This window comes from Streptomyces sp. sk2.1, assembly GCF_008120935.1.
Taxonomy (GTDB): domain Bacteria; phylum Actinomycetota; class Actinomycetes; order Streptomycetales; family Streptomycetaceae; genus Streptomyces.
The window spans coordinates 4452-31116 of record NZ_RDBO01000074.1; the positions used below are offsets into that span (position 1 = coordinate 4452).

Annotated in this window: 28 protein-coding genes and 1 pseudogene; 11 read left to right on the forward strand and 18 right to left on the reverse strand. The window is 71.5% G+C overall.

Features of this window, described 5'->3' with window-relative positions; all coding sequences use genetic code 11:
* The 8 genes from EAO76_RS26575 to EAO76_RS26610 form a co-directional block, all read right to left on the reverse strand.
* Nucleotides 1–970 (reverse strand): urease accessory protein UreD (locus EAO76_RS26575; protein ID WP_148838502.1); only part of this gene is annotated, 970 nt, incomplete at its 3' end.
* Between the two features lies 1 nt (nucleotide 971).
* A complete protein-coding gene (gene ureG, locus EAO76_RS26580; RefSeq protein ID WP_148838470.1) occupies nucleotides 972–1592 on the reverse strand; it encodes an urease accessory protein UreG in 621 nt (206 codons plus the stop codon).
* Between the two features lie 32 nt (nucleotides 1593–1624).
* Complete coding sequence (locus tag EAO76_RS26585) at nucleotides 1625–2392, reverse strand: urease accessory protein UreF (RefSeq protein WP_148838471.1); 768 nt, start codon at nucleotides 2390–2392, stop codon at nucleotides 1625–1627.
* 4 nt (nucleotides 2393–2396) lie between these two features.
* On the reverse strand, nucleotides 2397–4121 hold the full coding sequence (ureC, locus tag EAO76_RS26590; protein ID WP_148838472.1) for an urease subunit alpha: 1725 nt from the start codon (nucleotides 4119–4121) through the stop codon (nucleotides 2397–2399).
* On the reverse strand, nucleotides 4121–4600 hold the full coding sequence (locus EAO76_RS26595) for an urease subunit beta (protein ID WP_148838473.1): 480 nt from the start codon (nucleotides 4598–4600) through the stop codon (nucleotides 4121–4123). The genes ureC and EAO76_RS26595 overlap by 1 nt, the downstream gene beginning before the upstream one ends.
* The gene (locus EAO76_RS26600) at nucleotides 4597–5415 is read right to left on the reverse strand and encodes a sirohydrochlorin chelatase (RefSeq protein WP_148838474.1); all 819 of its coding nucleotides are present in this window, start codon (nucleotides 5413–5415) and stop codon (nucleotides 4597–4599) included. Before EAO76_RS26600 ends, EAO76_RS26595 begins: the two co-directional genes overlap by 4 nt.
* A 4-nt stretch (nucleotides 5416–5419) precedes the next feature.
* Complete coding sequence (locus EAO76_RS26605; protein ID WP_148838475.1) at nucleotides 5420–5725, reverse strand: urease subunit gamma; 306 nt, start codon at nucleotides 5723–5725, stop codon at nucleotides 5420–5422.
* Between the two features lie 54 nt (nucleotides 5726–5779).
* The gene (locus EAO76_RS26610) at nucleotides 5780–6742 is read right to left on the reverse strand and encodes an urea transporter (RefSeq protein WP_148838476.1); all 963 of its coding nucleotides are present in this window, start codon (nucleotides 6740–6742) and stop codon (nucleotides 5780–5782) included.
* Nucleotides 6743–6955: 213 nt separating this feature from the next.
* Between EAO76_RS26610 and EAO76_RS26615 the strand changes: the two genes are divergently transcribed.
* Both EAO76_RS26615 and EAO76_RS26620 read left to right on the forward strand, forming a co-directional pair.
* A complete protein-coding gene (locus EAO76_RS26615; RefSeq protein ID WP_262375769.1) occupies nucleotides 6956–7414 on the forward strand; it encodes a CrcB family protein in 459 nt (152 codons plus the stop codon).
* A complete protein-coding gene (locus EAO76_RS26620; RefSeq protein ID WP_148838478.1) occupies nucleotides 7411–7785 on the forward strand; it encodes a CrcB family protein in 375 nt (124 codons plus the stop codon). The genes EAO76_RS26615 and EAO76_RS26620 overlap by 4 nt, the downstream gene beginning before the upstream one ends.
* A gap of 244 nt (nucleotides 7786–8029) precedes the next feature.
* Here the strand turns inward: EAO76_RS26620 and EAO76_RS45530 are convergent, their stop codons facing one another.
* From EAO76_RS45530 to EAO76_RS26635, 3 genes are all read right to left on the reverse strand, one after another.
* Entirely contained in the window at nucleotides 8030–8665 is a 636-nt protein-coding gene (locus EAO76_RS45530; protein WP_262375774.1) for a two-component system response regulator, read from the reverse strand.
* Between the two features lie 1017 nt (nucleotides 8666–9682).
* The gene (locus tag EAO76_RS26630; protein WP_148838479.1) at nucleotides 9683–9925 is read right to left on the reverse strand and encodes a DUF397 domain-containing protein; all 243 of its coding nucleotides are present in this window, start codon (nucleotides 9923–9925) and stop codon (nucleotides 9683–9685) included.
* Nucleotides 9926–10120: 195 nt separating this feature from the next.
* Complete coding sequence (locus tag EAO76_RS26635) at nucleotides 10121–10591, reverse strand: hypothetical protein (RefSeq protein WP_148838480.1); 471 nt, start codon at nucleotides 10589–10591, stop codon at nucleotides 10121–10123.
* A 344-nt stretch (nucleotides 10592–10935) separates the two neighbouring features.
* On the opposite strand from EAO76_RS26635, the gene EAO76_RS26640 reads away from it, so the two are divergent.
* Both EAO76_RS26640 and EAO76_RS26645 read left to right on the forward strand, forming a co-directional pair.
* On the forward strand, nucleotides 10936–11181 hold the full coding sequence (locus EAO76_RS26640; protein ID WP_148838481.1) for an ATP-binding protein: 246 nt from the start codon (nucleotides 10936–10938) through the stop codon (nucleotides 11179–11181).
* Between the two features lie 68 nt (nucleotides 11182–11249).
* A complete protein-coding gene (locus EAO76_RS26645) occupies nucleotides 11250–11837 on the forward strand; it encodes a GNAT family N-acetyltransferase (RefSeq protein WP_148838482.1) in 588 nt (195 codons plus the stop codon).
* Here the strand turns inward: EAO76_RS26645 and EAO76_RS26650 are convergent, their stop codons facing one another.
* From EAO76_RS26650 to EAO76_RS26665, 3 genes are all read right to left on the reverse strand, one after another.
* Nucleotides 11838–13211 (reverse strand): Fic family protein, encoded by a 1374-nt coding sequence (locus tag EAO76_RS26650; RefSeq protein ID WP_148838483.1) that lies wholly within the window; start codon nucleotides 13209–13211, stop codon nucleotides 11838–11840.
* 229 nt (nucleotides 13212–13440) lie between these two features.
* Complete coding sequence (locus EAO76_RS26660) at nucleotides 13441–13968, reverse strand: DUF1062 domain-containing protein (RefSeq protein WP_187438806.1); 528 nt, start codon at nucleotides 13966–13968, stop codon at nucleotides 13441–13443.
* Nucleotides 13969–14275: 307 nt separating this feature from the next.
* The gene (locus EAO76_RS26665; RefSeq protein WP_148838486.1) at nucleotides 14276–14953 is read right to left on the reverse strand and encodes a DUF1772 domain-containing protein; all 678 of its coding nucleotides are present in this window, start codon (nucleotides 14951–14953) and stop codon (nucleotides 14276–14278) included.
* A gap of 165 nt (nucleotides 14954–15118) precedes the next feature.
* Here EAO76_RS26665 and EAO76_RS26670 point away from each other — a divergent pair, with 165 nt between their 5' ends.
* Both EAO76_RS26670 and EAO76_RS26675 read left to right on the forward strand, forming a co-directional pair.
* The gene (locus EAO76_RS26670; protein WP_148838487.1) at nucleotides 15119–16003 is read left to right on the forward strand and encodes a LysR family transcriptional regulator; all 885 of its coding nucleotides are present in this window, start codon (nucleotides 15119–15121) and stop codon (nucleotides 16001–16003) included.
* A gap of 91 nt (nucleotides 16004–16094) precedes the next feature.
* Nucleotides 16095–16625: a GNAT family N-acetyltransferase gene (locus tag EAO76_RS26675; protein ID WP_148838488.1), complete on the forward strand. Its 531-nt coding sequence runs from the start codon at nucleotides 16095–16097 to the stop codon at nucleotides 16623–16625.
* A gap of 203 nt (nucleotides 16626–16828) precedes the next feature.
* Here the strand turns inward: EAO76_RS26675 and EAO76_RS26680 are convergent, their stop codons facing one another.
* Both EAO76_RS26680 and EAO76_RS26685 read right to left on the reverse strand, forming a co-directional pair.
* Complete coding sequence (locus tag EAO76_RS26680; RefSeq protein ID WP_148838489.1) at nucleotides 16829–19198, reverse strand: ABC transporter permease; 2370 nt, start codon at nucleotides 19196–19198, stop codon at nucleotides 16829–16831.
* Nucleotides 19198–19965, reverse strand: coding sequence for an ABC transporter ATP-binding protein (locus EAO76_RS26685; protein WP_148838490.1), 768 nt, complete (start codon nucleotides 19963–19965; stop codon nucleotides 19198–19200). The genes EAO76_RS26680 and EAO76_RS26685 overlap by 1 nt, the downstream gene beginning before the upstream one ends.
* 109 nt (nucleotides 19966–20074) lie before the next feature.
* On the opposite strand from EAO76_RS26685, the gene EAO76_RS26690 reads away from it, so the two are divergent.
* The 4 genes from EAO76_RS26690 (at nucleotide 20075) to EAO76_RS26705 (ending at nucleotide 23807) form a co-directional block, all read left to right on the forward strand.
* The gene (locus tag EAO76_RS26690) at nucleotides 20075–21295 is read left to right on the forward strand and encodes a sensor histidine kinase (RefSeq protein ID WP_222872207.1); all 1221 of its coding nucleotides are present in this window, start codon (nucleotides 20075–20077) and stop codon (nucleotides 21293–21295) included.
* Nucleotides 21280–21927, forward strand: coding sequence for a response regulator transcription factor (locus EAO76_RS26695; protein WP_148838491.1), 648 nt, complete (start codon nucleotides 21280–21282; stop codon nucleotides 21925–21927). Before EAO76_RS26690 ends, EAO76_RS26695 begins: the two co-directional genes overlap by 16 nt.
* Before the next feature lie 113 nt (nucleotides 21928–22040).
* A complete protein-coding gene (locus tag EAO76_RS26700) occupies nucleotides 22041–22991 on the forward strand; it encodes a MerR family transcriptional regulator (protein WP_148838492.1) in 951 nt (316 codons plus the stop codon).
* 33 nt (nucleotides 22992–23024) lie between these two features.
* Nucleotides 23025–23807 (forward strand): hypothetical protein, encoded by a 783-nt coding sequence (locus tag EAO76_RS26705; protein ID WP_148838493.1) that lies wholly within the window; start codon nucleotides 23025–23027, stop codon nucleotides 23805–23807.
* 46 nt (nucleotides 23808–23853) lie between these two features.
* On the opposite strand, the pseudogene EAO76_RS26710 reads toward EAO76_RS26705, so the two are convergent.
* A pseudogene (locus EAO76_RS26710) lies at nucleotides 23854–24063 on the reverse strand (Rid family hydrolase); the annotation flags it as partial.
* 344 nt (nucleotides 24064–24407) lie between these two features.
* Between EAO76_RS26710 and EAO76_RS26720 the strand changes: the two are divergent.
* A complete protein-coding gene (locus EAO76_RS26720; RefSeq protein ID WP_148838494.1) occupies nucleotides 24408–25562 on the forward strand; it encodes an ABC transporter substrate-binding protein in 1155 nt (384 codons plus the stop codon).
* 37 nt (nucleotides 25563–25599) lie between these two features.
* Here EAO76_RS26720 and EAO76_RS26725 read toward each other — a convergent pair whose 3' ends face one another.
* Nucleotides 25600–26496 (reverse strand): endonuclease/exonuclease/phosphatase family protein, encoded by an 897-nt coding sequence (locus tag EAO76_RS26725; protein ID WP_399462844.1) that lies wholly within the window; start codon nucleotides 26494–26496, stop codon nucleotides 25600–25602.
* Nucleotides 26497–26665: the final 169 nt, after the last annotated feature.

Genomic DNA, 26665 nt, shown 5'->3' on the forward strand with positions numbered 1-26665 from the left:
GGTCGGGGGCCGGGTGGCCGGTGAGCAGTCGGCGCACGGCGTCCCAGACGGCGGTGTGCGCGGCGGCGACCTCGACCGGGCTGTCGTCCAGGAGCCGGACCCAGGCGCCGCAGTCGTGGGGCAGCACACTGACCCCGTACAGAACGCCGAGCCCGGCCAGCGCCCCGTGGAGGGCGTCGGCGAGCTCGGCGGCCGGGGCACGGTCGGTGACCACGAAGAGCGAGGCGACATGGTCGTGCCCGGCGAGCACACCCGGGCCGACGACAGCGTTGCCGCGCGCCCCCGAGCCCGGCACCAGACGCAGGGTGTCGATGGCCAGGAGGGTGCCGTCGGGCCGGGCGACGCGCAGATCGGTGGCGAGGACCCGGTACGCGTGGCGCTCGCCGCGGGCGAGCCGCCCCGCCGTCAGGGTGTCGCCGACGACCACGGTCGCGCCGGGTGCGACCGTCACCTCGGTGCGCTGGTAGAACCGCGAGTCCTTGAACGGGATCAGCGGGTCCGGCAGATACTCCACGTAGGCGCCCGCGTCCGCCGTGAGGTGCACGCGCTGGCTCGCGTAGTCGTGCTCCATGCGGAAGACCTTGGTGGCCGCCTGGGTGGTCAGGTGCACTTCGGTGCCGGGGCCGCAGCGGAAGTCCATCCGGTAGCGGTCGGCCTGGGCGATGCCGCCGCCGGTCGCCATCAGGCAGACGTGGCTCATGCCCGGCATCGCCGGATCGATCCACAGCGGCCGCATGATCTGCAGCGGCGTCTTCTGGTAGCGCTCCACGAGTTCGGTGCGCCCGCCCCGTACGGCGAAGGCCAGATCGAGGATGCCCACCTTGGCCGGGGAGCCCGGCCCGAGCGTGTCGGGTTTCCCGGCCAGCGCCGCCACCTCCGGGGGCACGCGGACCGCGGTGTAGTAGCCGGGGGCGAGCCGGTCCGGCCGGGGCGGCGACGAACCGGGATGCGCGGACGGGACGGGGAACACCTCAGATCAGCGCCTTGCGGCGCGATTCGAGGTAGTCCACGACATCCTCGACACCGACGCCGGTGAGACAGTCGGTGAGGACCACCGGGCGGTTCTCGCGGACCCGGTGGGCATCGGACTCCATGACGTCGATGTCGGTCCGGACGTACTTGGCGATGTCGATCTTGTTGATGACGAGCAGGTCCGAATCGGTGATGCCGGGACCGCGCTTGCGGGGCATCTTCTCCCCCTCCGCGGTGTCCAGGACGAAGACGAAGAGGTCGACCAGGGCGGGGCTGAAGGTGAGCGTGAGATTGTCGCCGCCGGACTCGTAGAGCAGCGTGTCGGTGTCGGGGAAACGCTCCAGCAGCTCGGCACCGGCCGCCAGGTTCATCGTGGGGTCGTCGCGCACCGCGGTGTGCGGGCAGGCCCCCGTCTCGACGCCGACCACGCGCTCCGGGTCGAGGACCCCGTCGAGGGCGCGGCGGATGTGCTGGGCGTCCTCCTGCGTGTAGATGTCGTTGGTGATGACGGAGGGGCGGTGGCCGCGCTCGATCAGCACCGGGACCAGCGCCTCGATGAGCGCGGTCTTGCCGGACCCGACAGGCCCGCCGATACCGACCCGCAGTACGTTGTCGTCCATGGTGCTCCCTGACTGGTGTGTGTGGTGGGGGGTCAACTGACGAACAGACGGGCCTCGGCACGCTCGTGACGGCCCGACATGATGTCCGAGGCGAAGACGGTGGCGCCGACGTCGGCGAGTTCACGCCGCAGCGCCGCCTCCACGGCCGCCTCGATGACGGGGGCGGCGGCCCGCAGCAGGACCTGCGCCCCGCGGTGATCGGTGAGCCGCAGCCGCAGGGCGGCGCCCGCGAAGCTCGCGCAGAACGCGAACAGGTCCGAGGCGACCGCCTGGCGCACCGGGACCCCGGTCGCCGCGTGGATGACTCCCGCGGCCACCGCCTGGGTCCCGGGGGACTCGCGGCGTACCACCCGGCCGAAGTGCTCGGTGATCTCCGGGCGGTCGAACACCTCGGCGGCGAGATCCAGGAGCTGCCGCCCCGTCCGGGTGGCCGCCTGCCGCATCTCGCGCCCCAGCTTGGTGGCGAACAGGTGCTCGTCGATACGGACGACGGCCGCCGCGTCGCCCGCCCGGGTCGCCCGGTGGGCGAGCGCGAGCGCGGTGGCGTCGGCCGGGCCGACGCCGTGCAGCAGCAGGTCCTCCAGCAGTGGCGGGAGGCCCTCCCGGTCCACGGCCCCGGCCTGGGCGAAACCCTCCAGGCTGTGCGACAGCGTGTAGAAGCCGCTCGGGAACGCCGAGTCGGTCAGCTGGAGACCGACCAGCAGCGGCCCGAGCGCGGGCTCGGGGGCCGGTTTCCCGGTCGCGCCCGCGCCCGGCGCCCGGTCGGCCTCGTCCGGGAGGACGCTCTCGTCGCGGTACATCGGCCTAGACGAGGAAGAACAGGTGGTTGAGGGGCAGTTCCTCGGCCGGGTCGATGGTGGCGACCCGGCCGTTGAGCGTGACCCTGAACGTCTCCGGATCGACCTCGATGTCCGGCAGGGCGTCGTTGCGGACCATGTTGTGCTTCCCGATGGTCCTGGTGCGGCTGACCGGCAGCACCTTGCGTTCCAGTCCCAGCGCGGCCGGGACCCCGGCCGCGATGCCCGCCTGGGACATGAAGGTGACATGGGTCGTCGGCAGGGCCTTGCCGTACTGCCCGAACATCGGCCGGTAGATCACCGGCTGCGGGGTGGGCAGCGAGGCGTTGGGGTCACCCATCTGCGCCCAGGAGATGATGCCGCCCTTGATCACCATCTTCGGCTTGGCACCGAAGGAGTGGATGGGCCAGAGCACGATGTCGGCGAGCTTGCCCTTCTCGATCGAGCCCACGTGGTCGGAGATCCCGGTGGCGACGGCCGGGTTGATGGTGACCTTCGCGAGGTAGCGGAGCACCCGCTGGTTGTCGTTGCGGGCGGAGTCGCCCTCCAGCGTGCCGAGTTTGTCCTTGCAGTGGTGGGCGGTCTGGAAGGCGCGGGTGACGGACTCCCCGACCCGGCCCATGGCCTGCGAGTCGGAGGAGAACATGCTGATCACACCGAGGTCGTGCAGCACCGACTCGGCGGCGATCGTCTCGGCGCGGACCCGGCTGTCGGCGAAGGAGACGTCCTCGGGGATGTCGTGGCTGAGATGGTGGCAGACCATGACCATGTCGAGGAGCTCGTCCACCGAGTTCTTGGTGTACGGCAGCGTCGGGTTGGTGGAGGACGGCAGTACGTTCGGCTCACCGGCCACCCGCAGGATGTCCGGGGCGTGACCACCGCCCGCACCCTCGCTGTGGAAGGTGTGGATGGTGCGGCCGTCGATCGCGGAACGGGTGTCCTCGAAGAATCCGCTCTCGTTGAGGCTGTCGGTGTGGATGGCGACCTGGACGTCGTGCCGGTCCGCGACCTTCAGCGCGTTGTCGATCACGGCGGGGGTCGCGCCCCAGTCCTCATGGACCTTCAGGGCACAGGCCCCGGCCTCGATCTGCTCGTCGAGCGCCGCCGGAAGACTGCCGTTGCCCTTGCCCATGATGCCCAGGTTGACGGGGAGCGTCTCGGCGGCCTGGAGGAACCGGGCGATGTTGTACGGGCCGGGCGTGCAGGTGGTGCCGTTCGTCCCGTCGGAGGGGCCGGTACCGCCGCCGATGAGGGTGGTGATGCCGTTGGTGAGGGCCTGCTCGGCCTGCTGGGGCGAGATCAGGTGCACATGGGTGTCGATGGCGCCCGCGGTGGCGATGAGGTGCTCACCGGCGATGGCCTCGGTGCCGGGCCCGATGACCAGATCCGGATGGACGTTGTTCTGCGTCTGCGGGTTGCCCGACTTGCCGATGCCGGCGATGAAGCCGTCCTTGATGCCGATGTCGCACTTGACGACACCGACGACGGGGTCGATGACCACGACGTTCGTGATGACGGTGTCGAGCGCACCCTGGGCGGCGGTGGCCTGCGGGTCGGAGGCCATGCCGTCGCGCATGGTCTTGCCGCCGCCGTAGACGACCTCGTCGCCGTACAGGCCCTCGCTGTAGTCCTTCTCGACCTCGACGACGAGGTTGGTGTCGGCGAGGTGGAAGCGGTCGCCGACCGTCGGGCCGAACATGTCGGTGTACTGCTTGCGCGGCAGGATGGGCATCAGCGCGAACCCTTCTTCTTTCCCTTGGAGTCCTTGGAGTTCTTCGAGCCCTTGGCGCTCCCGTTGTTCTTCGGACCCTTCTTCGTGGCCGTCGGTCCGTCGTCGTCCCGCGCTCCCTGGAATCCCAGCTCGATCGCCCTGCGGACGGCCTCGACCTTCACCGGATGCGAGGCGAGGCTGCCGTTGAGCAGCCCGCTGAAACCGACGAGCCGGCCGGTCCCGGCGTACGAGCACAGCTCCACCTCGCGCGTGCCGCCGGGCTCGATGCGCACCGATGTGCCGGCGGCGATGTTCAGGTGCATGCCGAGCGCCTGCTGACGGTCGAACGACAGCGCCGAATTGACCTCGAAGAAGTGGTAGTGCGAGCCGACCTGGATCGCGCGGTCCCCGGTGTTGTGCACGGTGAGTCTCACCGTTCGGCGGCCGGCGTTGATCTCGATCGGCTCCTTGCCGTAGAGGTACCTCTTGCGGGTCTTCATGCGGTGCTCCTGATGACTTGGCCCGCACCATGGACATGCGGGTGCGGGTGCGGATGGGGGTGCCCGTGACCGTGGTGGTGTGCCGCGCCCGGCGGATGGGTGTGGGAGTGGCCGTGGTCGGCGGCGGCGGTCAGTCCGGCCGCGATGCCGTCGTCACCGTGCCCGCCCCGGCGCCGGGCATCGGCCACGCGCTCGGCGAGCACCCGGGCCAGCGCCGCCGGAGCGAGCAGCGGACCGGCGCACCCGACGCGCACACCGGGCGCGTCGGGCACCGTTGGCCGCGCGAACGCCGCCGGGAGCAGCACCACCTGCCGCGCGCCGAGCAGGGCGCAGCGCCGGACTCCTTCGGCGGGGTCGGGATCGCCCCCGGCGAACGCCACCTCCACCAGGTCATGGCTGCCGTGGCGGCGTACCAGACCGGCGACCCGGTACAGCTCGGCGTCCTCGAACGGGTCACCGGACGGGGCGGTGATCAGCAGCGCGGCGGTGTCCGGGGCCCGGCCCGCCGCCGCGCGCAGCCAACCGGTCAGATGCCGGGAGGTGCCGAACGGCTCGGCCAGCACGGTCCGGGCACGGACGGCGGCGGGCAGCGCGCGCAGGGTGCGGGCGGCGTCCGCGACGAGTTCGGGGTCGCGGCCGAGCGTCATCGGAACGACACAGCACTCCTCGTCCCGGCGACCCGGCGCGGCGACGGCCCGGAACAGCTCGCGCCCGTTCGGAACGACGGTCACCCCGGGGTCCACCAGGCCGTGCAAGGCGTCCCCGTACGCGGCCTCGTGACCGCACACGGCGATCACCCGGCAGTGATCGGACACCGGCTCAGCCGCCGATGGGGTCGTGGCAGGACACCAGTTTGGTGCCGTCCACGAAGGACGCCTCGATCTGCAGCAGCCCGAGCATCTCCCGGACGCCCGGCATCGTGTCGTCCTCGCCGACGACGTGACGGCCGAGTTCCATGCAGTCGGCGACGCTCCTGCCGTCGCGCGCGGCTTCCAGGATCGCCTCGCTGATCAGCGCCACGGACTCGCTGTAGTTGAGCTTGAGGCCGCGGTCCCGGCGCTTGCGGGCCAGATCGGCCACGACGTACACCAGCAATTTGTCGATCTCGCGAGGTGCGAGGTTCATCGTCAGTACCTTCCTCTGGGATGCGGGGAGGGGTGGGTCCGGGGCCGGGAACGGTCAGCCGCTTCTGCGGAAGCGGGGCAGCAGGGGAACGGCCGCCATGAGCGCCCAGGTCACGAGGATGAACGGCCAGGTGAAGGTGTGGCCGCCGAACGGTTTGAAGAACGAGGTCAGTGAGGCGGTCAAGCCGGTGGAGGCCGCGGCCCCGAAGAGCGCGTACGCCCCGTTCCACACCGTGCCGGTGAGGAAGACCGCGCCGACGGCGATGGCGACGAGCACGGCGTTGTACCCGTAGATCCCGTTGGCGATCAGCGAGGTGGGGGCACCGAGCGCCCAGGCGGCGACGATCCCCACGACGGAACCGGCCGCCGCGTACAGCACCACACGCACCCCGGCGAAGGCCAGGCCGACGAGCATGATGAGCCCGACGTACCACGCGTCCACCAGGAAGATCTGCGAGACGTTGGTGAAGAAGGCGTGCCACAGGTCGTCCCAGGAGATCGCGGTGTCCCCGCTGGTGGTACTGGACACGGCCTTCGGCGCCCCGTGCCAGATCCGCCCGAAGGACGGCGCCCCGAGCACCATGACACCGGAGACCAGGCAGAACGGCGCGGTGAGCGCGGTCAGCCCGTACGGCTTGAGCAGGGTCGTCAGCGTCATCGTCAGCACCGTGCACATGACCGAACCGACGACGGCGAGCACATAGGTGGCGGGATGATGCCCCAGCGAGGTGACCAGCGCGATACCGGTGAGGCAACCGGAGTACCCATGGAGGCCGAGGGCGATGCCGGACCGGTCGACCCCGAGCGCGTAGGCGGTCAGAGTCGAGACGGCGGTCCCCAGAGTGGCGAAAAGGCCGATCTGCCAACCTGCCGCCCACAGCCCGGCGAGAATGAACGCGCCGGTCCAGACGCACGACTGGAGGTCCACCTGCCCGACCCCGCGCACCGACGCCAGGAGGAAGGCCGCCGGTTGTCGGCGTTCGAGTTTCCGGACGACAGCCGGCTCGGCGACAGGCAAGGAGGACTCCAACGGTTCGGCGGAGAGCGGAGAAGGCGCACTCCGCACGGAGCGGAAGGCAGGAAGTGGCTCATCGCCATCAATGCATATGCCGGGCGGCACTTCTCGCCGTGCGGGGTTCCGCTCCGCCGTTCGAGTCCGGAAGTGAACCGCTCCGCGCGCTGCGCGGGTCCGAGCGGTCCGGCTGGCTAGGTTCGCCGGATGTTTCCCAGGATGCGACTGCACCATCACACCCACCCCGACCACCACCCCGGGGCGCAGCCGGCCGTCGTGGCGGCCGTCGCGATCGGCGGCGCCGCGGGAGCCGCCGCCCGCTACGGCGCCGAGCGTCTCTGGCCGACCGGACCCTCGGCGTTCCCCTGGACGATTCTGCTGGTCAACACCGTGGGCTGCTTCCTCATGGGTGCCCTGATGGTCACCCTGAAGCTGCGTTTCCCCGGCGCGCCCCGGCTGATCAGCCCACTGCTGGGTACCGGAGTGCTCGGCGGGTTCACCACGTTCTCCCACTACACGGACAACGTGCGCCAGCTCTTCGAGAACGACCGGCCCGGATACGCGGTCGGCTGCCTGCTGCTGACCATCGTGGCGGCCCTGGCCGCCGTGACGGCGGGGGCCGTCGCCACACACCTCGCCCTCGGACACGGCGCCACGGACCGGGACGGCGACCGATGACCGACTGGCTGCTCGTACTCGCCGGCGGCCTGGCCGGCGCTCCGCTGCGCTACCTGCTCGGTGTGGACGCGAAGTTCCGCCTCCACACCGCCTTCCCGTGGGGCACGTTCGCGGCCAACGCGGGGGCGGCACTCCTCCTCGGCTTCCTCTCCGAGGCGGTGACCGACGGGGACCTGGGGACCCGGGTCCAACTCCTGCTCGCCACCGGTTTCTGCGGCGCCCTGTCGACCTGGTCGACGTTCTCGTACGAGCTGCTGACCCTCGCCTCGGCCCGCCGACTGGCCATGGCGGCCGGCTACCTGGTGCTCACCGTGGGCGCGGGCGTCGGACTGTCGTTCGCCGGGGCCGCCGTGGCACGGACGGCCCTGTGAACGGCGGACGCCCCGTCCGGCCGGGGCCTGTCTCCTCCGTCAGGTGAACGTGATGACGACGGGCACGACGGAGGGGCAGGGCCTGGGACACGCCCACGGCATCGTCGACGCGCCCGCCGAGGCCGGCCCCGGGCCGCAACGCCGCGGGCACCGGCCGGACGGAGACACCGGGACCACCCCGAACCGGAAGGACCGGCAACGAGGAGTGGCGACAGTGGCACGACCACGCACGGCCGGGCTCCCTTCACCGGTCCCGGTATTGCGGTGAGCGCAGGGAAGCCGGGGCGGGCGGAGCGCCGGGTTCTGCCCGCAACACCTGGCACAGGCTCCCGACCTCGCGCTCCAGACGGGCGGCCATGGTCCTCACCGTCGCGCTCGATTCCTGTGCCCGGAGCTGTCCGGCCAGGTCGCGTGCCTCCGTCTCGACATCGGACAACAGGGCGGGCAACTGCGCCAGCAGACCGGTCGCGGCCCTGGTACGCAACAAGGCCGCCTGCTTGCGCAGTTGCACGTTCTTCCGGTGCAGGTCGACGAAGACGACCACCTTGGCGCGCAGCAACCAGGGATCGTACGGCCGTGCCACATGGTCCACGGCACCGGCCGCGTACACCCGGAAGGTGGCGTGGGGACCCATTTCGTACGCGCTGATGAAGATGATCGGGGTGTCACGGGTCTGCGAACGGCGCTTGATGCGTGCGGCGGTCTCGTAGCCGTCCATTCCCGGCATCTGGGTGGCGAGCAGAACGAGGGCGAATTCGTCGTCGGCCAGCGCCCTGAGCGCTTCCTCCCCCGACGGGGCGCGGACGAGTGTCTGGTCGAGCGCGGACAGGTTGGCTTCCAGAGCCAGCAGGTTCTCCGGCCGGTCGTCGACCAGAAGGATCTTGACCTTCGTGTCCGCCGCGGAGGACGGTGCGAGGGGCCCGGTGTCTCCGTCCGGCCGGTGCCCGCGGCGTTGCGGCCCGGGGCCGGCCTCGGCGGGCGCGTCGACGATGCCGTGGGCGTGTCCCAGGCCCTGCCCCTCCGTCGTGCCCGTGGGCGCGACGGGCGGTGCGGACGGCACGGACGATACGAGCGATGCGGGCGGCACGGGGGTGGGCTCGGACGCCGGAGCCGGTACGGGAGTCGGCGCGGGGGCCGAGGGCGCGACCCGGACCGGGCGCGGGGGAGCGCCGGTGTGCGGCTGGTTGTACGAGTAGGTGAGGGTGACGACCCGGCCGTCGGCGAGGCGCTCGCGGACGCGGCGCAGAAAGCCGTGGACCTCCAGTTCGCGCAGCGCGGCGGCGATACGGGCCTCGCTGTCGGGGAAGCGCTGGGCGAGGAACTTGATGCCGATCCGCGCGCCCGGGGGGAGCGACTGGATGTGGGCCGAGAGCCCGATGGCGAGCAGGGAGAGCTCGCGGTGCTGGGTGAGCTGGTTGCCCAGCACGGTGAAGTGACCGGTGAGCCTGGCCTTGACGTGCATGACGCCGAACTTCGGCGAGGCGTCCGCGGGAACGGGACGCGGAGCGCGCACGGGCGCGCTAACCTGCTGTGTATCCATCGGGAAGCCCTTTACTTCCTCGGTGGTCAGGCCCTCGGCAATGGGATTCGCACTCCCGGCCGGGGGCCGACGCATGTCTGGGTTGTCGCGGTGAGCATATGCCTGCGAACCACCGGAAAATCCAGCTCAGTTGGCAAACCTCACCCGCGCGGGTGACGGGCCCCTGCGAGCTGCCGTGGGCTTCTGCGGGCCCCTGCGCGTGGCCGGGGAGAGGGGGTTGGGTTTGGGGAATTTCTTCTTCCCAGGGCCTTTAAAGCTTTTTACGTCGGGGCCCACCGCGTCCCGGTCGGCCGGAACGCGGTGCACCGGGTCGCGGCAGTCGCGACCCGGTGCGTGACCAGGCGTATCGGGGTGTGCTCAGACCTGCTGTGCGTACGAGACGAAGGCCGCCCACGCGGCGGGGGCGACGTCGAAGTGCGGTCCCTGGACGTTCTTGGAGTCGCGAACGTGGACGGCGGCGGGGCAAGTCGCGACCTCGACGCACTCACCGCCACCACCACTGCTGTGGCTCGACTTGTGCCAGCCGGCGGCCGCCTCGACGCAGTTGCTGCCGCCGCCACCGCTGTAGCTGCTCTTGAGCCAGTTCAGTTGCCCGGTCATGTTGGGTTCCGCGATGCCGCCGCATCACCCGCGCTGACACAGGAAAGCCGGGTCCAGCCCTTCAGTAACCGGGAAGCCATGGCACTTCGCCCAAGAATGGCAGGCAGTGCCACTGCTCGATACATGCGAACCCATGTGCAATGCTCTTTGGAGCCGATGGGGGCGAATCTGAATTCAGACCCGGCCCCCATCGAGTCAGGGGCAAATCTTGGGAGTGCAGCGAACCTTTTGGGGCCAATAGGCGCACGCGCCCCAAGTCCTGAACTTGAGCTTGTTCTTCTCGTTCTTCACTATCCGATGGGCGACTTTCGCGTTGTCCTTTGCGCTGAATTTATCCTCCCCCTTCTTGCTCCACTTCTTCCAGTCGGCAATGCTGAGCTGGAACAGTCCGTAGTAGGAGGTGTATCGCGTCTTCTTGAACGCCTTCGGGTTGAGATTGGACTCGCAAGTGGCTACGTTGATCGCCTGGGTTTCGCGGCTCTTCTCGAATGCGTCTCGAATTGCCTTCTTTACGCTGGCCCTGCTCTGTGCTTGCACCGACTGGATCGCCTGGGTGCTTGCGCACACCTTGGCCTCGGGGAGTGGGGCGGCGCTGGCCGTGGAGAGAGAAAGGGACAGGGCCGTGGCGGTGAGCACCGCCCCGGATGTCCAAAGGGATTTTCTCACAATGCTCCTCGATTTCGATGGTGGCAGATGCTATCAAGATCGATATTGAGCAGACCGCGAGGCGCGCTTTTTTTGGCTTGTTATCGATGTGCCGATATCGACTTTCAGGTTTAAGGGGTTGATCTTGCGTGCAAGCGGCGAGCCCTTGTGTTGTATATGTCCCATTTTGTATCTGTGGAATTGCTGATTCCTTTCGGATTTGAATCCAGGTTCAAAGGGGTCGGTTCATTCATGGTCTGGCTGGTTTCAGGTGACTGTCCCGCGTCTCGGGGTGAGTGCGAATAGGCGTTTACCGTTTACAGTTGTGAGCCGTTCGGATCTCCGGTGTATCGAAGTTGCTGCGAGTGCGCGCTCCTGAAGAGGGGCTACTGGGGCGGGACTTCGGGCTGCGGCTCGTCGTGCCGGCGGGCACGCTCCGTGTCGAGGTGTCGGACGCGCGGGGCGAACGGAGGCCCGAACTGCGGCCCTTCCGGCCCGGTGCGGAATCGGGACTCGACCTGCACCCGGTCGGGGCGCCGGCGACGTCGTGGGGCGTGGAGGGGCGTGTGGTCGGCAAGACGGTGTGGGCCGAACTGGCCATGAATCCATGACTCCGTGAGCGCGTGCGTACGCGAATATGCTCTTGAGGGACGGGCGCCGCAGGGTCGATGGTGGCCGCATGCATGATGTGCACGAGGTGAACCTCTCGGACGGGATCGTGGCCCTGTCCCCTCCGGGCCCCGACGATGTCGACGCGCACCTGGCGGGCGAGGACGAGCTCCAGATCCGGTGGCTCAGCGAGAAACCGGCGACCCGGGCCGACATCGAGGCGTACTTCCGCCGCTGCGCCGAACAGTGGTCCGTGCGCGGCCCGTTGCGCGCGTTCGGGATCCGTTCGGCCGACCGGTCGACCCTGATGGGCTACATCGACCTGCGGTTCGACGTGGCGGGCCTGGCGCCGGGCCAGGCCAACATCTCCTACACGCTCTACCCGGACTGGCGGGGCCGGGGCCTGGCGACCCGCGCGGTCCGCCTGATCTGCCGGTACGCCGCGTCCGAGGGGGTGGCCCGGGCCGTGATCCGGGTGGACCCGGAGAACCCCGCCTCGGCAGCGGTCGCCCGGCGCTCGGGCTTCGTCCACGACAGGCGGATCGTGGAGGAGGACGGCCACCTGATCGACTGGTACCTCTTTGACCTGTCGGGCGGAGCCGACCTTTCCGGCGTTGCCGAGCCGCCGGACGACGTCGACCTGCCGACTGCTCGCTGATCAGCAGTCGGGAGTCGCCGCCCTGCGCCGGGTCTCCGTGAGGTGGACGCCGATGTACCGGGCGAGGATCAGGGCGTCCGCGGGCTCGTCGGCCTGGAACGTGACACGGCGCAGCAGGTTGACCTCGTCGAGTGCGATGCCCTCACGGGCGAGGACGAAGACGAGGGCGAGGAAGGCGGACCTGGCGTTGCCGTCGTCGAAGGGGTGGAAGAAGCAGACGTCGAGGTAGGCGCGGGCGGCGCGGGCCGTGAGGGGAACGGGCCTCTGCGCGTCCTTCGCGCTCTCGGCCAGGCAGGCGTCGAGGCGGGTTCGGGTGCCCGGGCCGATGCCGTAGCGCTCCCGGCCCGCCTTGGCGAAGGCGGGCAGATCGCGGAACGGCGGCAACTGCGGTGTTCCCAGGACATGTTGCTGGCAGCGCTGGAGCAGTTCGAAGTCGAGGGAGGCTCCTCGTGCCGCTTCGGTCCGCAGCAGTTCCAGGGCGGTGAGCAGGCCCTCGGCCCGGTCTGGATCCAGGGCGCCGTCGAAGGCGCGGATGTGCTCCGCGGCGCCGTCGCGTGCCGGTACCACCGGTCCGTCCCCGCCGGAGTCCGGCGCCTCCTGCCACGGCACGGTGCCGCGCACCGCGAGCCAGCGTTCGAGGTGGTCCGGCGTCGTGGGCCCGGCGGGCCGTGCGCCGTCGGTGGGCCGGAGCGACAGCGCGAGCCGTTCCGCGACATCGTCGACCAGGGTCGCGTCGGGCCCGGTCCAGCTCTGGAACCGCCCGCCGATCGCCTGGTCGACCAGCTCCTCCGCGAGGTCGGGTGCGACATCCCAGCGGCTGAGGAACCAGGTGAGCACCTGTTGGCAGTGGCCGTACCAGCCGCTGCCGCAACCCGTGCGGTCGGTCACCTGGAGGATCAGGTTCCGTGCGGCGCTTTCCCACAGGATTCGCTGGTCGTCCACATCGGCAAGGGCCAGCGGGTACGCCTCGAACCGGCCGGCGAGGCTCTCCAGCCAGGCGCGCCACTCGCACAGTGCCGCCGTGACGCGGGTGAGTGTTTCCTCCGGAGTGGTGATCGAGTGCTGCGGGCAGCACCAGTTCCCGACAGGTCCTCCGTCGAAGTCGCCTTCGCCGTGCGCCCAGCGCCAGCCCGCGGTCCAGCCGCCGTAGTGCTCTGCGAGGGCGTGCGCCATGGCATCCGCCCAGGGCTTGCCCCTGCTCCAGCTCCAGTCACGCATCGCCGGGGTTCCGGCGGGAACGTCCGGGCGGCCGGGCGTCCGGAGGGCGGGCCCGAGGGACCGCACCACCTGCGGCGCCGCCGCGCTGTCGAAGGGATGACGGGCGGGATCCACTTCGTCCCAGGTCAGAAGGTGGGGCGACAGCTCGACAATCACCGCGCAAGCCTGTACTTCCACCCGACCGCGGTGCAAACGTATTACGGATTACCGGGGCCGCGGAGGGAGGCGCGTCGGCGTGGCTGCGACCGTGCCTGCGTATCGTCCTTCGCCCTCGACGGGGCGCCAGGTCACCGGTGGTTCTCCCGTTGCGGGGGCCGGACGGGAGCCCTGGCGGGTGCGCCGGCCGGGCCGCCCGGCTTCACCGGGGCGGCCCGTCCGGCAGCGCTCAGCGCTTGAGCGTGAAGGTGAAGTCTCCGGAGAGCCTGCCGCCCAGCCGGGCCACCGAAACGATCTTCCCCTCCTCGATCAGCCTCTCGACCCCGGCCCGCGAGAGGCCGCATCCCTCGGCCATCAGCCGCACCGGCCGGACGGGAATCCGCGCCGCGAAACGGACCGAGACGTCGATCGCCCCGTCGTCCCGGTGAACCGGTCCGTCGGTTTCCAGGCGCCAGGCGTCCGCCCAGTCGAGGGCGATGCGATTGCGGCGCAGGACGGTCGGGTCCTGGAGCAACTCGGCCGTCAGATCGAGGTCGTTGGCGTGCAGCCGGTCCAGCAGATCGGGTCGTACGGAGCGGACGTGGACCCGTTCCAGGACCGTGAGTTTCGCGGTCTCCCCGCAGGAGGTGCAGAGCACGAGGAGCCAGACGTCGATGAGCTTGTGGTTGGCGTTGACGCGGAACTTGCCGCTCGCCCGGAAGAGTTCGGCCGCGCACGTGTGGCAGCGGCGGAGGACGAGGGGCAGGCGGGTGGGCATGACAACCCAGTTGGTGAGCACAGAAGTACACCGGTTCCAGTGAGAAATCCGCAGCAAGAAGCAGCGCGGCGCATGGACGTGCAGGCATGCGTGACGCGCGACCAATCAGCACTCGGGAGGTCTCACAGGGTGTACAACGGTGTGCCCTTCGACGGACGACTCGGACCGGCAGCACGGTAACGGCGCACGGCGGCGCCGCTCCACCGGTTTTCGGGTGTCCCACTGCGTCGATGCCCCACTGCCCCATTGCGTCGATGCGTCGACGTGCCGGAGCGGTCGGGGAGCGTCGAACCCGCCGGACGGAACGTCAGGCCGGGCCCCGGTCCCGGTGCCGGGGGTCGAGTACGGGGGAAGCGGACGGGGCATGGTGGGGCCGGACGCCCTGCGGATACTGCGCGAACTGCGGATACTGCGCGAACTGCGGGTGACCGGAGCGGAACGCCGGAGCGGAAGTCCGCACGGACGCGTCGGCGCGCCCGCTCTCGTGCGGCCGATGCGCGCCGTACACGAGCAGGGCCCAGAGCAGGCAGGCGAACGACGCCGTGTGCAGAAGCGCGCGGACCACGTTCCAGAGGACCCACTTGTTCTCGAAGTCCGCCCGGATGGAAGCCAGTTGATCGGAATGGCCGAGGCCGCCCGCCCGCGCGAGCCGGTCGTTGAGGGGGACGTTGACGCCGCTGGTGACCATGAACGCCACCAGGTACAGGACCAGCGCGGCGATCAGCCAGGGCAGGGCGGAGCGGCCGTGGCCGCGCCAGGCCAGTACGACGGCGAGACCGAGGAGAGGGATCGCGCCCATGAACGGGAGCATGAAGACCGGGTTGAGGATGGCCTTGTTGATGCTCCGCATCGCCTCGACGAGGGTGTGGTCGGACGATTTGGCCAGACCGGGCATCACCGCGTAGGCGAAGGCAGCGAACAGTCCGGCCATGAGCCCGGCGGAGAGAGTGGCGGCGATCAGCACGCCGGTCTGAAGGTGTTTCATGAAGCATCCTCCCGGTTCGGTACCACGGCGGCGACACGCCTGCGGCGACGCCGTCCGGATCCACCATCGATCGCGCGGGATTCACCGGCAACGACGCTTTCCGCAGGGCCCGTTAACCTGACGGTTAACGCGAACGAGGAGCGGCGACGGGACCGGGGGGGCGACGTGGAGATCAGGGACATCGAGATCTTCCTGACGCTCGCCCAGGAGCTGCACTTCGGCCGGACCGCCGAGCGGCTGCACGTGTCCCCGGCCCGGGTCAGCCAGGCGATCAAGAAGCAGGAACGCCGCATAGGCGGGGTGCTCTTCGACCGCACCAGCCACCACGTCCGCCTCACCCCGCTCGGCCGGCAGCTCTACGACGACCTGCTCCCCGTGCACCGCGGCCTGCGGCAGAGCCTGGAGCGGGCCGAGCTGTCCGCGAAGGGGCGGACCGAGGTGCTGCGCCTGGGCATGATGTCCAGCAACAGCGAGGACCTGCGGCCCCTGCTCACCGGGTTCGCGTCCCGTCGTCCCGGTTGCACCGTGCAGATCCGCGCAGTGGGCTACGACGACCCCTTCTCCGCCCTGCGGCGCGGCACGATCGACGTCCTGCTCGCCTGGCTCCCCATCCGGGAACCGGACCTCACCGTGGGGCCGGTGGTCTGCACCGAGCCCGTCGTGCTGTGCGTGTCCGCCACCCACCGGCTGGCCGCGCTCAGCTCCGTCTCCTACGAAGACCTCGCCGACGAGTCCGTCCTGACCGGTGCCGCGCCCGCTTACTGGCGCGAGTCGCTCATACCCGCGCACACGCCCAGCGGACGGCCGATTCCCCGGGGGCCGTCCGCGATCGACGGCGTGCAGCTGCTCGCCATCGTCGGCAGCGGGGAAGCGGTCTGCCCCGCGCACGCGCACGCACTGCGCTACTACGCCCGGCCCGACATCGCCTACGTTCCCATCCGCGACGCCCCGCTCGGCCGCTGGGCACTGTGCTGGCGCACCAGCGGCGAGACCTCCTCGATCCGCGACTTCGCCGCGGTCGCCGACGACCTCGGCCCGTTGTCCCTGTGACACCCCTGCGCCATCCGCCGCGGCGAGCGGTCCCGGGGCGGCGCGAAGCGCCCGATCACGGGGGAGGAGAGCGACTGCTATCGTCGCGCGCATGCCCGAACTGACCATACCCACGGCCCGACTTCGGGCCTCATGGCTCACGGCGCGTGACGAGTGGGCGCCGGGTTCCCACCAGGACGGGAGCGGCCTGGGCCTCGCTTCCGGAGCCGACCTCGCCGACCCCGAGGACTTCTCGGCATGGGTCGGGCGACTGCGACAGCAGTCGGACAGGTCGGTCGCTCCGGAAGAGGGGCGCGTCCACGCCACCCACTGGTGGATCGTCGAGGGCGACGACTATCTGGGAGCCATCGATCTGCGGCACGACCTGAACGACTTCCTGCTCGACGTCGGCGGACACATCGGCTACAGCATCCGCCCCTCCGCCCGGAGGCGCGGCCTGGCCACATGGGCCCTCGGGGCGATTCTTCCGGAGGCACGTGCGATGGGGCTGGAACGGGTCCTCGTCACCTGCGACGACGACAACATCGGCTCCGCCCGCAGCATCGAGCGCAACGGCGGTGTCCTGGAGGACGTCCGCACCACCGGGGCAGGCGTCAAGCGCCGCTACTGGATCGCTCTGTAGGGATCCATCGCTCCGCGGGGATCTGCGGGGGAGAGGCGCAACCGTGCCGGTCGCGGCCACCCGTACGCGCGAAGGCGGCTCCGGGGGAATCCCCGCAGCCGCCTTCGCACTCACCTCGCCCGCCGAGGTCGGTCGTTCCCCTCGCCCCCTTCCCCGTCCTCCGTGATCGGGCGGGCATTCCCGCCGAGTGGTCGGGACAGCCCTCAGGCGGACTTCCTCAGCGTCCTGCCGGTGACCGTCACCCCCGCCACGACCGCCGCGATCAGGGTGCCGATGATCGCCGCTGCGACGGCTCCGCCGTTCAGGTGCAGGCCGACGTCGGACGAAGTGGCCTGGGCGAGGCCGGAGGCCATTCCGGCCAGCGGGGGCAGTGTCACCAGGACACCGAGGCCGGCCCCGACGACCACCAGCAGAGCGGTCTCGCCGGCGGCCAGTACGAGGAGTTGGCGGACGGTGCCGCCGGCGGACTTCATCACCGAGTGGTCGCGACGGCGGCCGTGGGCCGCCATGGCCATGCTGTTGGCGACGGCGATCACGCTGTAGCCGACGGCGATGACGATGAGCATGGCGGCCAGGCTGTCGGTGAGCCTGGCATCGGTGTCGTAGTCGTCGAGGGCGTACCGCATGGCGTCGTGCAGGGCGGTGCCGGGGACCTCGGCGGAGGCCCTGTGGCCCGCCGGGACGAAGATGTCGTCGGTGAGCGCGGCCGGGTCGTGGGCCCGGACCAGGTCACGGGCGACCACGAAGTCACCGCGGGCCGGGTCGTCGGGCAGGACCGCGCTGATCCTCAGGGTGACGACCGTACCGTCGGCGAACCGGACCGGGACGCTCCGGCCCTGCTCCAGGCCCAGGTCGGAGGCGGTGCGCCGGCCGAGGACGGCCTCGCCCGGCTTGTTCCACCGGGCGTCCCGGGTGCCGAGCACGTCCAGGACGGTCCGCTTCTCGCCGACGAAGGCGCGGGTCGGCACGGACGCCTTGCCGACCGGGTTGGCGGCGACGACCTCGTCGGTGTTGCCGGGGGTGCCGTCGGGGGTGACGATCGTCTGGCCGGCGACCTTGAGGGCCTCGCCCGCCGGGTAGGCCACCCGCATCGTCTCCACCGCTCCGCTGAGCAGGACCGCGAAGCCGACCGCGGCGATCACGGGGGCCACCAGGGAGGCGGCGCGTCGGGGGTTGGCGGTGAGTTCGGAGCGGATCAGGACGGCGGCGGCCGAGCCGCGCTTTTGGAAGGGGGCGGTCAGGAAGCGGCCGACGGGGCCGACGAGGGCGGGGGCCAGCAGGGCGGCCGCGACGATGAGCGTCATGGTCGCGAAGAGCGCCATGCCGACGCGGTTGTCGGCGTCGGTGGTGGCGGTGGCGACGGCGAGGACGGCCCCCAGGCCGAGTACGGACAGTCCGGTGATCCAACGTCCCCGCCCCATGGCGTGGCTGGCGGGACCGCTGTCGAGCAGGGCCTCGATCGGGGCGACCTTCGCGGCCTTGCGACCGGCCGCCCAGGCACCGATGACGCTGACGCCGATGCCGACCGCGGAGGCGGTGAGCAGGGGCCAGGCGGACACGGTGATCTCCATGCCCGGCGGGGTGACGTCCAGCCCCTTGAGGATGTCGCGCAGCAATGGGGCGGCGGCGATGCCGGCCAGGCAGCCGACGACCGAACCGAGCAGGCCGACCACGGCGGCCTCGCCGAGGATCATGCGGCGGATCTGGCCGGGTGCGGCGCCGATGGTGCGCAGCAGGCCGATCTCCCGGCGGCGCATGCCGGTCGACAGGACCAGCATGGAGGCGACGACGAAGACCGTGGTGAACAGGCCGAGGGCGGCCATGGCACCGATGAGCTGCACGCCGAGGTCGCGCTTGTGCTCGATGTACAGGGGCTGGAGTTCGGAGCGGGCATCGCCGGAAAGGACGTCGCCCCTGTCGCCGAGCACCTGCCGCGCGCCGGAGGCGATGGCGGCGGCGGACGCTCCCTCGTCCGGGATCAGCGCGAGGGCACCGACGCCGGGCCGCTGCCCGGCGGCGAACGCCTCGCCGAAGTAGTAGCCGGGACCGTCGACGGTGCCGACGACGGTGAACCGCGCGCGGCCCGCGGTGATGTTGACGGTGAGTTCGCTGCCCGCCGCGACGCCCAGGGCGCGGTCGACCACGACCTCGCCGTTCCCGTTCGGGGCCCGGCCGGAGACGAGCCGGTAGGGCGCCATCAGCGCGCTGCCCCAGCCGTGTCCGGCCTCCGCGGCGCCCTCGTCGGCGACGGGTTCGCCGTCCCGGACGGCCTGGGCGTAGAAGGAGCGGTCCACCACGACGGCGGCGACCCCGGGGACCGCTTCGAGCTCGGCCCGGATCGGGGCGGCCTCGGCCCGGCTCCACGGCATCCGGTCCTCGGGGCTGCCCTCCTGGTCGAGGGCCCGCTCGGGCAGGGCCAGGGCGGCGGCGCCCGCGTAGCGGTCCTGGACGGTGGGGTGGGAGGAGTCGTGGATGATCAGGGTGGTGGTGATGAGGGCCACGCCGACCAGGACGGCGAGGAAGGCCCCGAGGAAGCCGGACCAGCGTTCGCGCACGTTCGCGATGATCAGCATCACGCCTCCAGCCGGGTCATGTGGGCGGCGATCGCGGCGGCGTTGTCGTTCTGCGGATCCCTGTCCAGCGGGATCCGGTCGGCGATCCGGCCGTCCTTGATGAAGACGACGACGTCGGCCACGGAGGCCGCCACCGGGTCGTGGGTGACCATCAGCGTGGTCTGGCCCTCCCGGTCGACCAGCATCCGCATCATCCGCAGCACCTCGCGGGAGGTGACGGTGTCCAGGGCGCCGGTGGGCTCGTCCGCGAAGAGGACGTCGGGACGGGTGACCAGGGCGCGGGCGAGGGCGACGCGCTGCTGCTGGCCGCCGGAGAGCCGGCTGGGCCGGTGGTTCGCGCGCTCGGCCAGACCGACCGAGGCGAGCGCGTCGGCGACCTGCCCGGGCTCGACCCCGCGGCCGGCGAACCGGGAGGGCAGTTCCACGTTCTGGGCCGCGGTGAGGGACTCGACGAGGTTGAAGGCCTGGAAGACGAAGCCGATGTGCTCGCGGCGCAGCTCGGTGCGCCGCTTCTCGTCCAGCCCGCCGATGTCGATGCCCGCGAGAACGATCCGCCCGTCGGTCGGCTGCTCCAGCCCGGCCGCGCACTGCAGCAGGGTGGACTTCCCGGAGCCGGAGGGGCCCATGATCGCGGTGAAGGTGCCGCGGGGGAAGCTGATGGAGACGCTGTCCAGTGCGGTCACCGCGTGGTCGCCGGTGCCGTGGATCTTGCGCACGCCGTGGAGTTCGACCGCGTCCTGCACGGAGGTCCGGTTCGTTGTCGTCATGCATCGATCTCACCGTGCGGGGGTGGGGCGGGACACTGATCCGCCCTCTACTTCCGAGGTAGTGCAGGCTCTACCCCGGCCGCCCGAACTGCCGGTCTACGGTGGGCACATGCGTCCCACGACGGCCTGGCAGGCCATGGCCCAGCGACCCATGAGCTTCCTGATGTCGAGCTGGCCCTGGAGGTCCCTGGCCTATCTGGGCAGCGGCGTCCTGTTCGGCACGGTGGCGGTGGTGATCGTCGCCGCCGGTCTGCTGGCGGGGGTCGCGCTGCTGGTGGTGCTGATCGGGATCGCCCCCCTGGTGGGTCTGGTACTGGCCTCCACCGCGGTGGCCGCGGTGGAGCGCCGACGGCTGCGGCTGGTGGACCTCGACCGGCTGCCGGACCCGCACCGGAGTCCGGACGCACCCGGGGTCAGGGCGTGGGTGGCCACCCGGCTCAAGGAGCAGGTGACCTGGCGGGAGTTGTTGTTCACCCTGCTCTCGACGGCCGCGCTGTGGTGGCTGGACCTGATGGTGCTGGGCTTCTGCTTCGGGCTGCCGGCCGCCTTCCTCGGTTCGCTGGACAGCGAGACCTGGCCCTGGGCGATCTTCAGCGCGGTCGTGCTGCTGGCCTCGCCGTACACGGTGACCTCGTGGGCGGGGGCGCGTGCCGCGATGGCGCGTACCTTCCTGGCCCCGCGCGACCGGGAACTCGGGGAGGAGCTGCGCGAGGTGCGTGCCTCGCAGGTCCGTCTGCTGGACTCCTTCGACGCGGAGCGGGTGCGGATCGAACGCGATCTGCACGACGGGGCGCAACAGCGGCTGGTGTCGCTGGGAATGACCCTCGGGATGCTGCGCCTGGACACCCCGCCGGACTCCCCGCAGTCCGAACTGCTCACCCAGGCGGAGAAGCAGCTCTCCGCGGCGCACCAGGAGTTGCGGGCGCTGATCCGGGGGCTCAATCCGCCGGTGCTGGCCGATCACGGACTCGTGGCGGCGATCGAGGACTACGCGGCCCGGTTCCCGATCCCGGTCACGGTGGACCTCCGGCTGCCCGAGGGGCTGCCCCGGAAGGTGGAGACGACCATGTACTACCTCCTCAACGAGGCGATGACGAACATCGCCAAGCACAGCGGGGCCACGAAGGCGGAGGTGCGCGGTCGATACCATGCCGATCTGCTGATCTTCGACATCGTGGATGACGGCCGCGGCGGCGTGGACACGGAAGCGGGCAGTGGCGTGACCGGCCTGGCCGACCGGGTCGGGGCGCTCGACGGCCGGATGCGGGTGTCGAGTCCGGTCGGCGGTCCCACCCTGTTGCATGTGGAGGTTCCATGTCGCTACGCCTGATCGTGGCGGAGGACGCCGTGCTGTTGCGCGAAGGTCTGGTCGGGCTGCTGCAGCGGGTCGGGCACGAGGTGGTCGCGGCGGTCGGCGACGCCGGCGCCCTGGTCGCGGCGGTGCGTTCCGAGCGGCCCGACCTGATCGTCACCGACGTACGGATGCCTCCGACGCTGAGCGACGACGGGCTGAGGGCGGCCGTGCAACTCCGGGAGGAATTCCCCGGGTTGCCGGTCCTCGTGCTCAGCCAGTACGTGGAACGCTCGTACGCGCTGGGCCTGCTGGACTCCGGCGGCGGAGCCGGGGTCGGCTATCTGCTCAAGGAGCGGGTGGCCGCGGTGACCGACTTCACGACCGCCATCGACCGGGTCGCCATCGGCGGGACGGTGGTGGACCCGGAGGTGATCCAGCAGCTCGTACGGTTGCGGAAGGACCCCCTGGAACGGCTGAGCCCCCGGGAGCGCGAAGTGCTCGGCCTGATCGCCCAGGGCCGTACCAACTCCGCCGTCGCCGCCGAGCTGTTCATCAGCGAGGCCGCCGTGAACAAGCACATCGGCAACATCTTCGCCAAGCTGGACCTGCCGGTGGCCACCGAGGGGCACCGGCGGGTGCTGGCGGTGCTGGCCTTCCTGCGGGCCTGACCGGGCCCGTCATGAGCGGAACCCGTCCCCGCACGTCGCGGGAGGTCCCGGCCGTGGTCCGGCCGGGGAAGGGCCTTGAGTCTCCAGTGGGTGGAGACAGCAGAGTCGGGGCCATGGACGCCACGACCCTCTACTCGATCGGGGAGCTTTCCCGGCGGACCGGACTGCCCGTGAGGACACTCCGGTTCTACTCCGATTCGGGGGTGGTGGCCCCGACCACCAGAAGTCCCGCCGGCTATCGGCTCTACGACCATGACGCACTGCTCCGTCTGGAACTCCTCCGCACCCTGCGCGAGCTGGGCGTGGACCTGGCCACGATTCGCCGGGTGCTGGACCGCGAGATCTCGGTGGCGGAGGTCGCCGCAGCGCACGCGGATGCCCTGGACGTCCAGATCCAGGTGCTGCAACTGCGCCGGAGCGTTCTGCGAGTCGCGGCCGGACGCGGGTCCGACCCCGAGGAGACCACACTCATGCACAGGCTCACACGGTTGTCCGGCGAGGAACGCCGGCGCCTGATCGACGATTTCGTGGAGGGCACCTTCGGCGCGGCGGACGCCGACCCGGCCGCGGCGGCCATGGTCCGCGCCGCCGCTCCCGACCTCCCCCGCGACCCGTCCGGCGAGCAGGTCGCCGCATGGGTGGAACTCGTCGAGCTGATGGGCGACGAGGACTTCCGGGCCCGGCTGCGCCGGACGGCCACGTACCGGGCCACCGGGCGCATCCCCGACATCGAGAGGGAGGCCGGCGAGGAACTGATGGAGCTCACCCGTCAGAAGGCGGCCGAGGCCGTGAAGTCGGGCATCGACCCGCTCGGCGACCGGGCCGCGCCCGTCGTCGACGACCTCGTGCACCGCTTCGCCGAGGTGTTCGCGCGCACCCCCGACACGGAGTTCCGGAACTGGATGGCCCAGAAGTTCGAGGAGGCGCACGACCCCCGGGTGGAGCGGTACTGGCGGTTGGTCTGGATCGTCAACGGCTGGCAGGTGGTACCGGACCTGGTCCCGGTGGACCCCTGGCTCGTCCGGGCCCTGCGGGGAACGGGGACGGGAGGAGTCGACAAGTAGCCTGGCCGCTGTTCGGATCGGTGAGGGAGCGGCGTGAATCATCAACAGGTGCTGGACAAGCTGGCAGCCGGGGGATACGTCCGGGCGCTCGACGAGGAACTGGCACGTTGGGTGCGCCGGCAGATGTTCGCCCGCCATGCCACGCACGAGGAACTCACCCGCCGTGTGCTCGCCCCGGTGCTCACCCGCTGGCGCTGCCTGCTCGACGGCGACGAGGTGCCTCCCGCGACGAAGAACGCGGTGTGGGTGGCGCTCGCCGCGGTGCTGCACAAGTACGGGATCCAGGACGCGGCCGTCACCGCGCGGGCGGTCGGGGCGGTGGACGCGCTCAACCGCGACGTGGTGCTCTCCGACGCCTTCGGGCGCCGGTCGGAGGAGATCAAGGAGTTCCTGCGCTCGGCCCCCGTACCGCTGACGCGCAAGCCCGCCGCTCCCCGCCCGCTCACGTTCCTGCGGGTGGGGGACGTCCTCTCCATCGAGCTGGGCGGACGCTTCCACGCCGCCTACGTGCGGCAGGTGAACGGCTTCAACGAGACGGCCGTGATCGAGTTCTACGCGGGCACGTTCGGCCGGCCGCCGACGGCGGACGAGCTGGCGGGCCGCGAGGCGGCGCGCCCCGCGGCCCGCGCCCGCTTCCACGTCGACGGACTCACGTATCTGCCCGACCCGGCCAACCAGGTCAGAGCCGTCGCGGCGGCGCAGGCGGAGGGGCCGCGGGGCGGTGACCCGGTCCCCGGTCAGGGCCTGTACACGGTGACGGACGTGATGTCGTTGCAGCGGGACATGGTGGAGCTGTTCGGGCCGGTCGAGGAGTGAGGGGCGCCGGGGCCACGGCTCCCGGCACCGCCGCGAGCGGCGCCGGTCATGCGGCGGACCGTCGCGCGTCCACCTCGATCTCGATCTTCGTACGGGGGTCGGAGAGACCGCACCCGAGCATGGTGGCGGCCGGGCGGACCCCGCCGAAGACGCGACGCGGCACCGGCCAGCAGGGCTCGAAGTCGGCCCGGTCGGGCAGCAGATAGCGCACCCGCACCACGTCGGCGAAAGCGCACTCCGCCTCGGCCGGCGCGGCCCGGCGGCCGGGGGAAGCCCGGCGGTCCGGGGAAGCCCGGCGGTTCGGGGAAGCCCGGCGGTTCGGGGAAGCCCGGCGGTTCGGGGAAGCCCGGCGGTTCGGGAAAGCCCGGCGGTTCGGGGAAGCCCGGCGGTTCGGGGAAGTTCGACGGTCCGGGGAAGTTCGACGGCTCCGCGAACGGATAATCGGTTGCCCGGTGGCGGCGGAGGTGGTTCCAATGACCCGCATGATCACCCGGGCGCGCCCGCCGCGACGAGACGCGGCGAACGCGCACCGCCCGGCGGCCCCGGCCGGTGCGCGATCCGGGCGGGCCGCGACCCATCGTCCAGGGGAGACGCCACCCGATGAACACGCCACCGTCATCGCCACTGCCATCATCACCGTCACTGCCGTACTCGCCCGCGCAGCCCGGGGCGGAGGGCACGGACGGGGCGCCCGTCCGGCTGGGTGTTCTCGCCCCGTTGACCCGGCCCGGCTGGGTCGAGGCGGGCCGGCAGTTGCTCGCGGGGGTCGAGCTGGCCGTCCGTGAGGTCAACGGCGCGGGCGGGATCGACGGCCGGCCGCTGGAGCCGGTGGTCCGGGACACCGCGGCCGATCCCGGGCGGGCCGCGGCGGCCGTGGACGAACTGGCCGCGCTGGGCGTGGTCGCCGTGGCGGGCGAGTACCACAGCGTCGTCGCCCGCGCCGCCGCCGCACGGGCCGACGCCCTCGGCGTACCGTTCCTCTGCTCGTCCGCGGTGCTCGACACGCTCACCGAGGGGCCGACGGACCGGGTCGCGCGCCTGGCCCCGGCCCAGTCCCACGGCTGGCGGGTCTACGGTGACTTCCTCCTCGGCGCGGGCCGGAGCCGGATCGCCGTGGCGACCCAGCCGAGCGTCTACTGGGCGTCCGGGACCCGCACCCTGCGGGACCACCTCGCCCCGCACGGCGGCACCGTCGTCGAGCTCGACGCGAACGCGCTCGGCCCCGAGGCCCTGTGCGACGCGCTCGTCGACTCCGGCGCGACGGCGCTCCTCCTGCTGGTCGGCCATCCGGAACCGGCGGCGCCGATCGTCCGGGCCGTCCGGGCCGACCGGCGGCTCGCGGAGGTCCTGATCGGCGCCCCGGCCGGGCAGCCGGAGTTCGCCGGATGGGCCGCGGAGCTGGGCGGGGACGGTGCGGGGGTCCCGTTCCTGCGCTACCTGCCCGAGCGGCTCGGCCCGCTCGGCGAGCGCGTCGGGAAGGAGTTGCGCGAGCGGCTGGGTGCCCCGCCCTCCTTCGTCGCCTTCGAGGGCTGGGACACGGTCGCCGTCCTCGCCGAGGTGCTGCGCTCGTACGGTACGGACCGGGCGGCCGTCGCCGGGGCGTGGCCGCGCGTGGCGGTCGAGGGCACCCGCGGGCCGATCCGGTTCTCCCGCACGCCGGGCATCGGCGTCCTGCAGTGGGCCTGGGCACCGGTCCAGGTCGTCGACCGGGACCCGGCGGACCCCGATCGCTTCCGGGTCCTCCACACCGGCTGAGACCGGGTTCCCCGCACCGGCCGGGCGGGGGAGTCGGTCATGCCCTGAGCCCGGCGGCGACCGGGCGGTGGTCGCTGCCGGTGGCGGGGAGGGTCCAGGCGTCGGTGGGGGTGACGCCCCGGGTGAGGATGTGGTCGACGCGGGTGACGGGGAAGGCCGCGGGCCAGCTGAACCCGAAGCCGGTGCCGCCGCTGCCCTCGACCGACGCCAGCCGGGAGGTCAGTGGTTCGAGCCCGCGGTCGGTGGTGGCGCCGTTGAGGTCGCCCAGCAGCAGCACCTTCTTCCGCCGCTCGTCGTCGAGGGCCCGGACGAGGGCGCCGAGGGTCTCGTCGCGCCGGCCGGTGGTGAAGCCGGACGCGCCGACGCGGACCGAGGGCAGATGGACCACGTAGACGGCGAGGGGACCCTTCGGCCCCTGGACCAGGGCGCGCAGGGAGCGGCTCCAGCCGGGATCGATGGTGACGCGCCGGGACTCGGTGATGGGGTAGCGGCTCCACAGGGCGACGGTGCCGATGTGCACGGAGTGGGGGAGCCGTCGGTCCAGCGGTCCGCGGTAGGCGGGCAGGGCCTCGTCGGTGATCTCCTCCAGGGCCACCAGGTCGGGGTCGACGGCCAGCAGCGTACGGACGGTCGCGGCGGGGTCGGGGTTGTCGGCGTTGACGTTGTGGGTGACCACGGTCAGGTTCGGCCCGCCCCCGCCGCTCCCGTCGAGGAACAGGGACGCGAACAGGGCGGACCACACGGCGCCGAGCAGGAGCGCGGCGACGACGGCCGGGACGGACCTGCGGACCAGGGCGGCCAGGAGCAGTGCCGGTACGGCCAGGCCGGTCCAGGGCAGCACGGTTTCGAGCAGGCTGCCCAGGTTGCCCGGAGTGTTGGGCACGAGCGAGTGGCAGACCAGCACGAGCCCCGTGACCACCGCGACGACGCCCAGGAGCCGGTCCCCGCGCCGCTTCGGGAAGTACCGGGCGGGACCGGCTCCTGGGCGTCGTCGCGGTGGTCACGGGGCTCGTGCTGGTCTGCCACTCGCTCGTGCCCAACACTCCGGGCAACCTGGGCAGCCTGCTCGAAACCGTGCTGCCCTGGACCGGCCTGGCCGTACC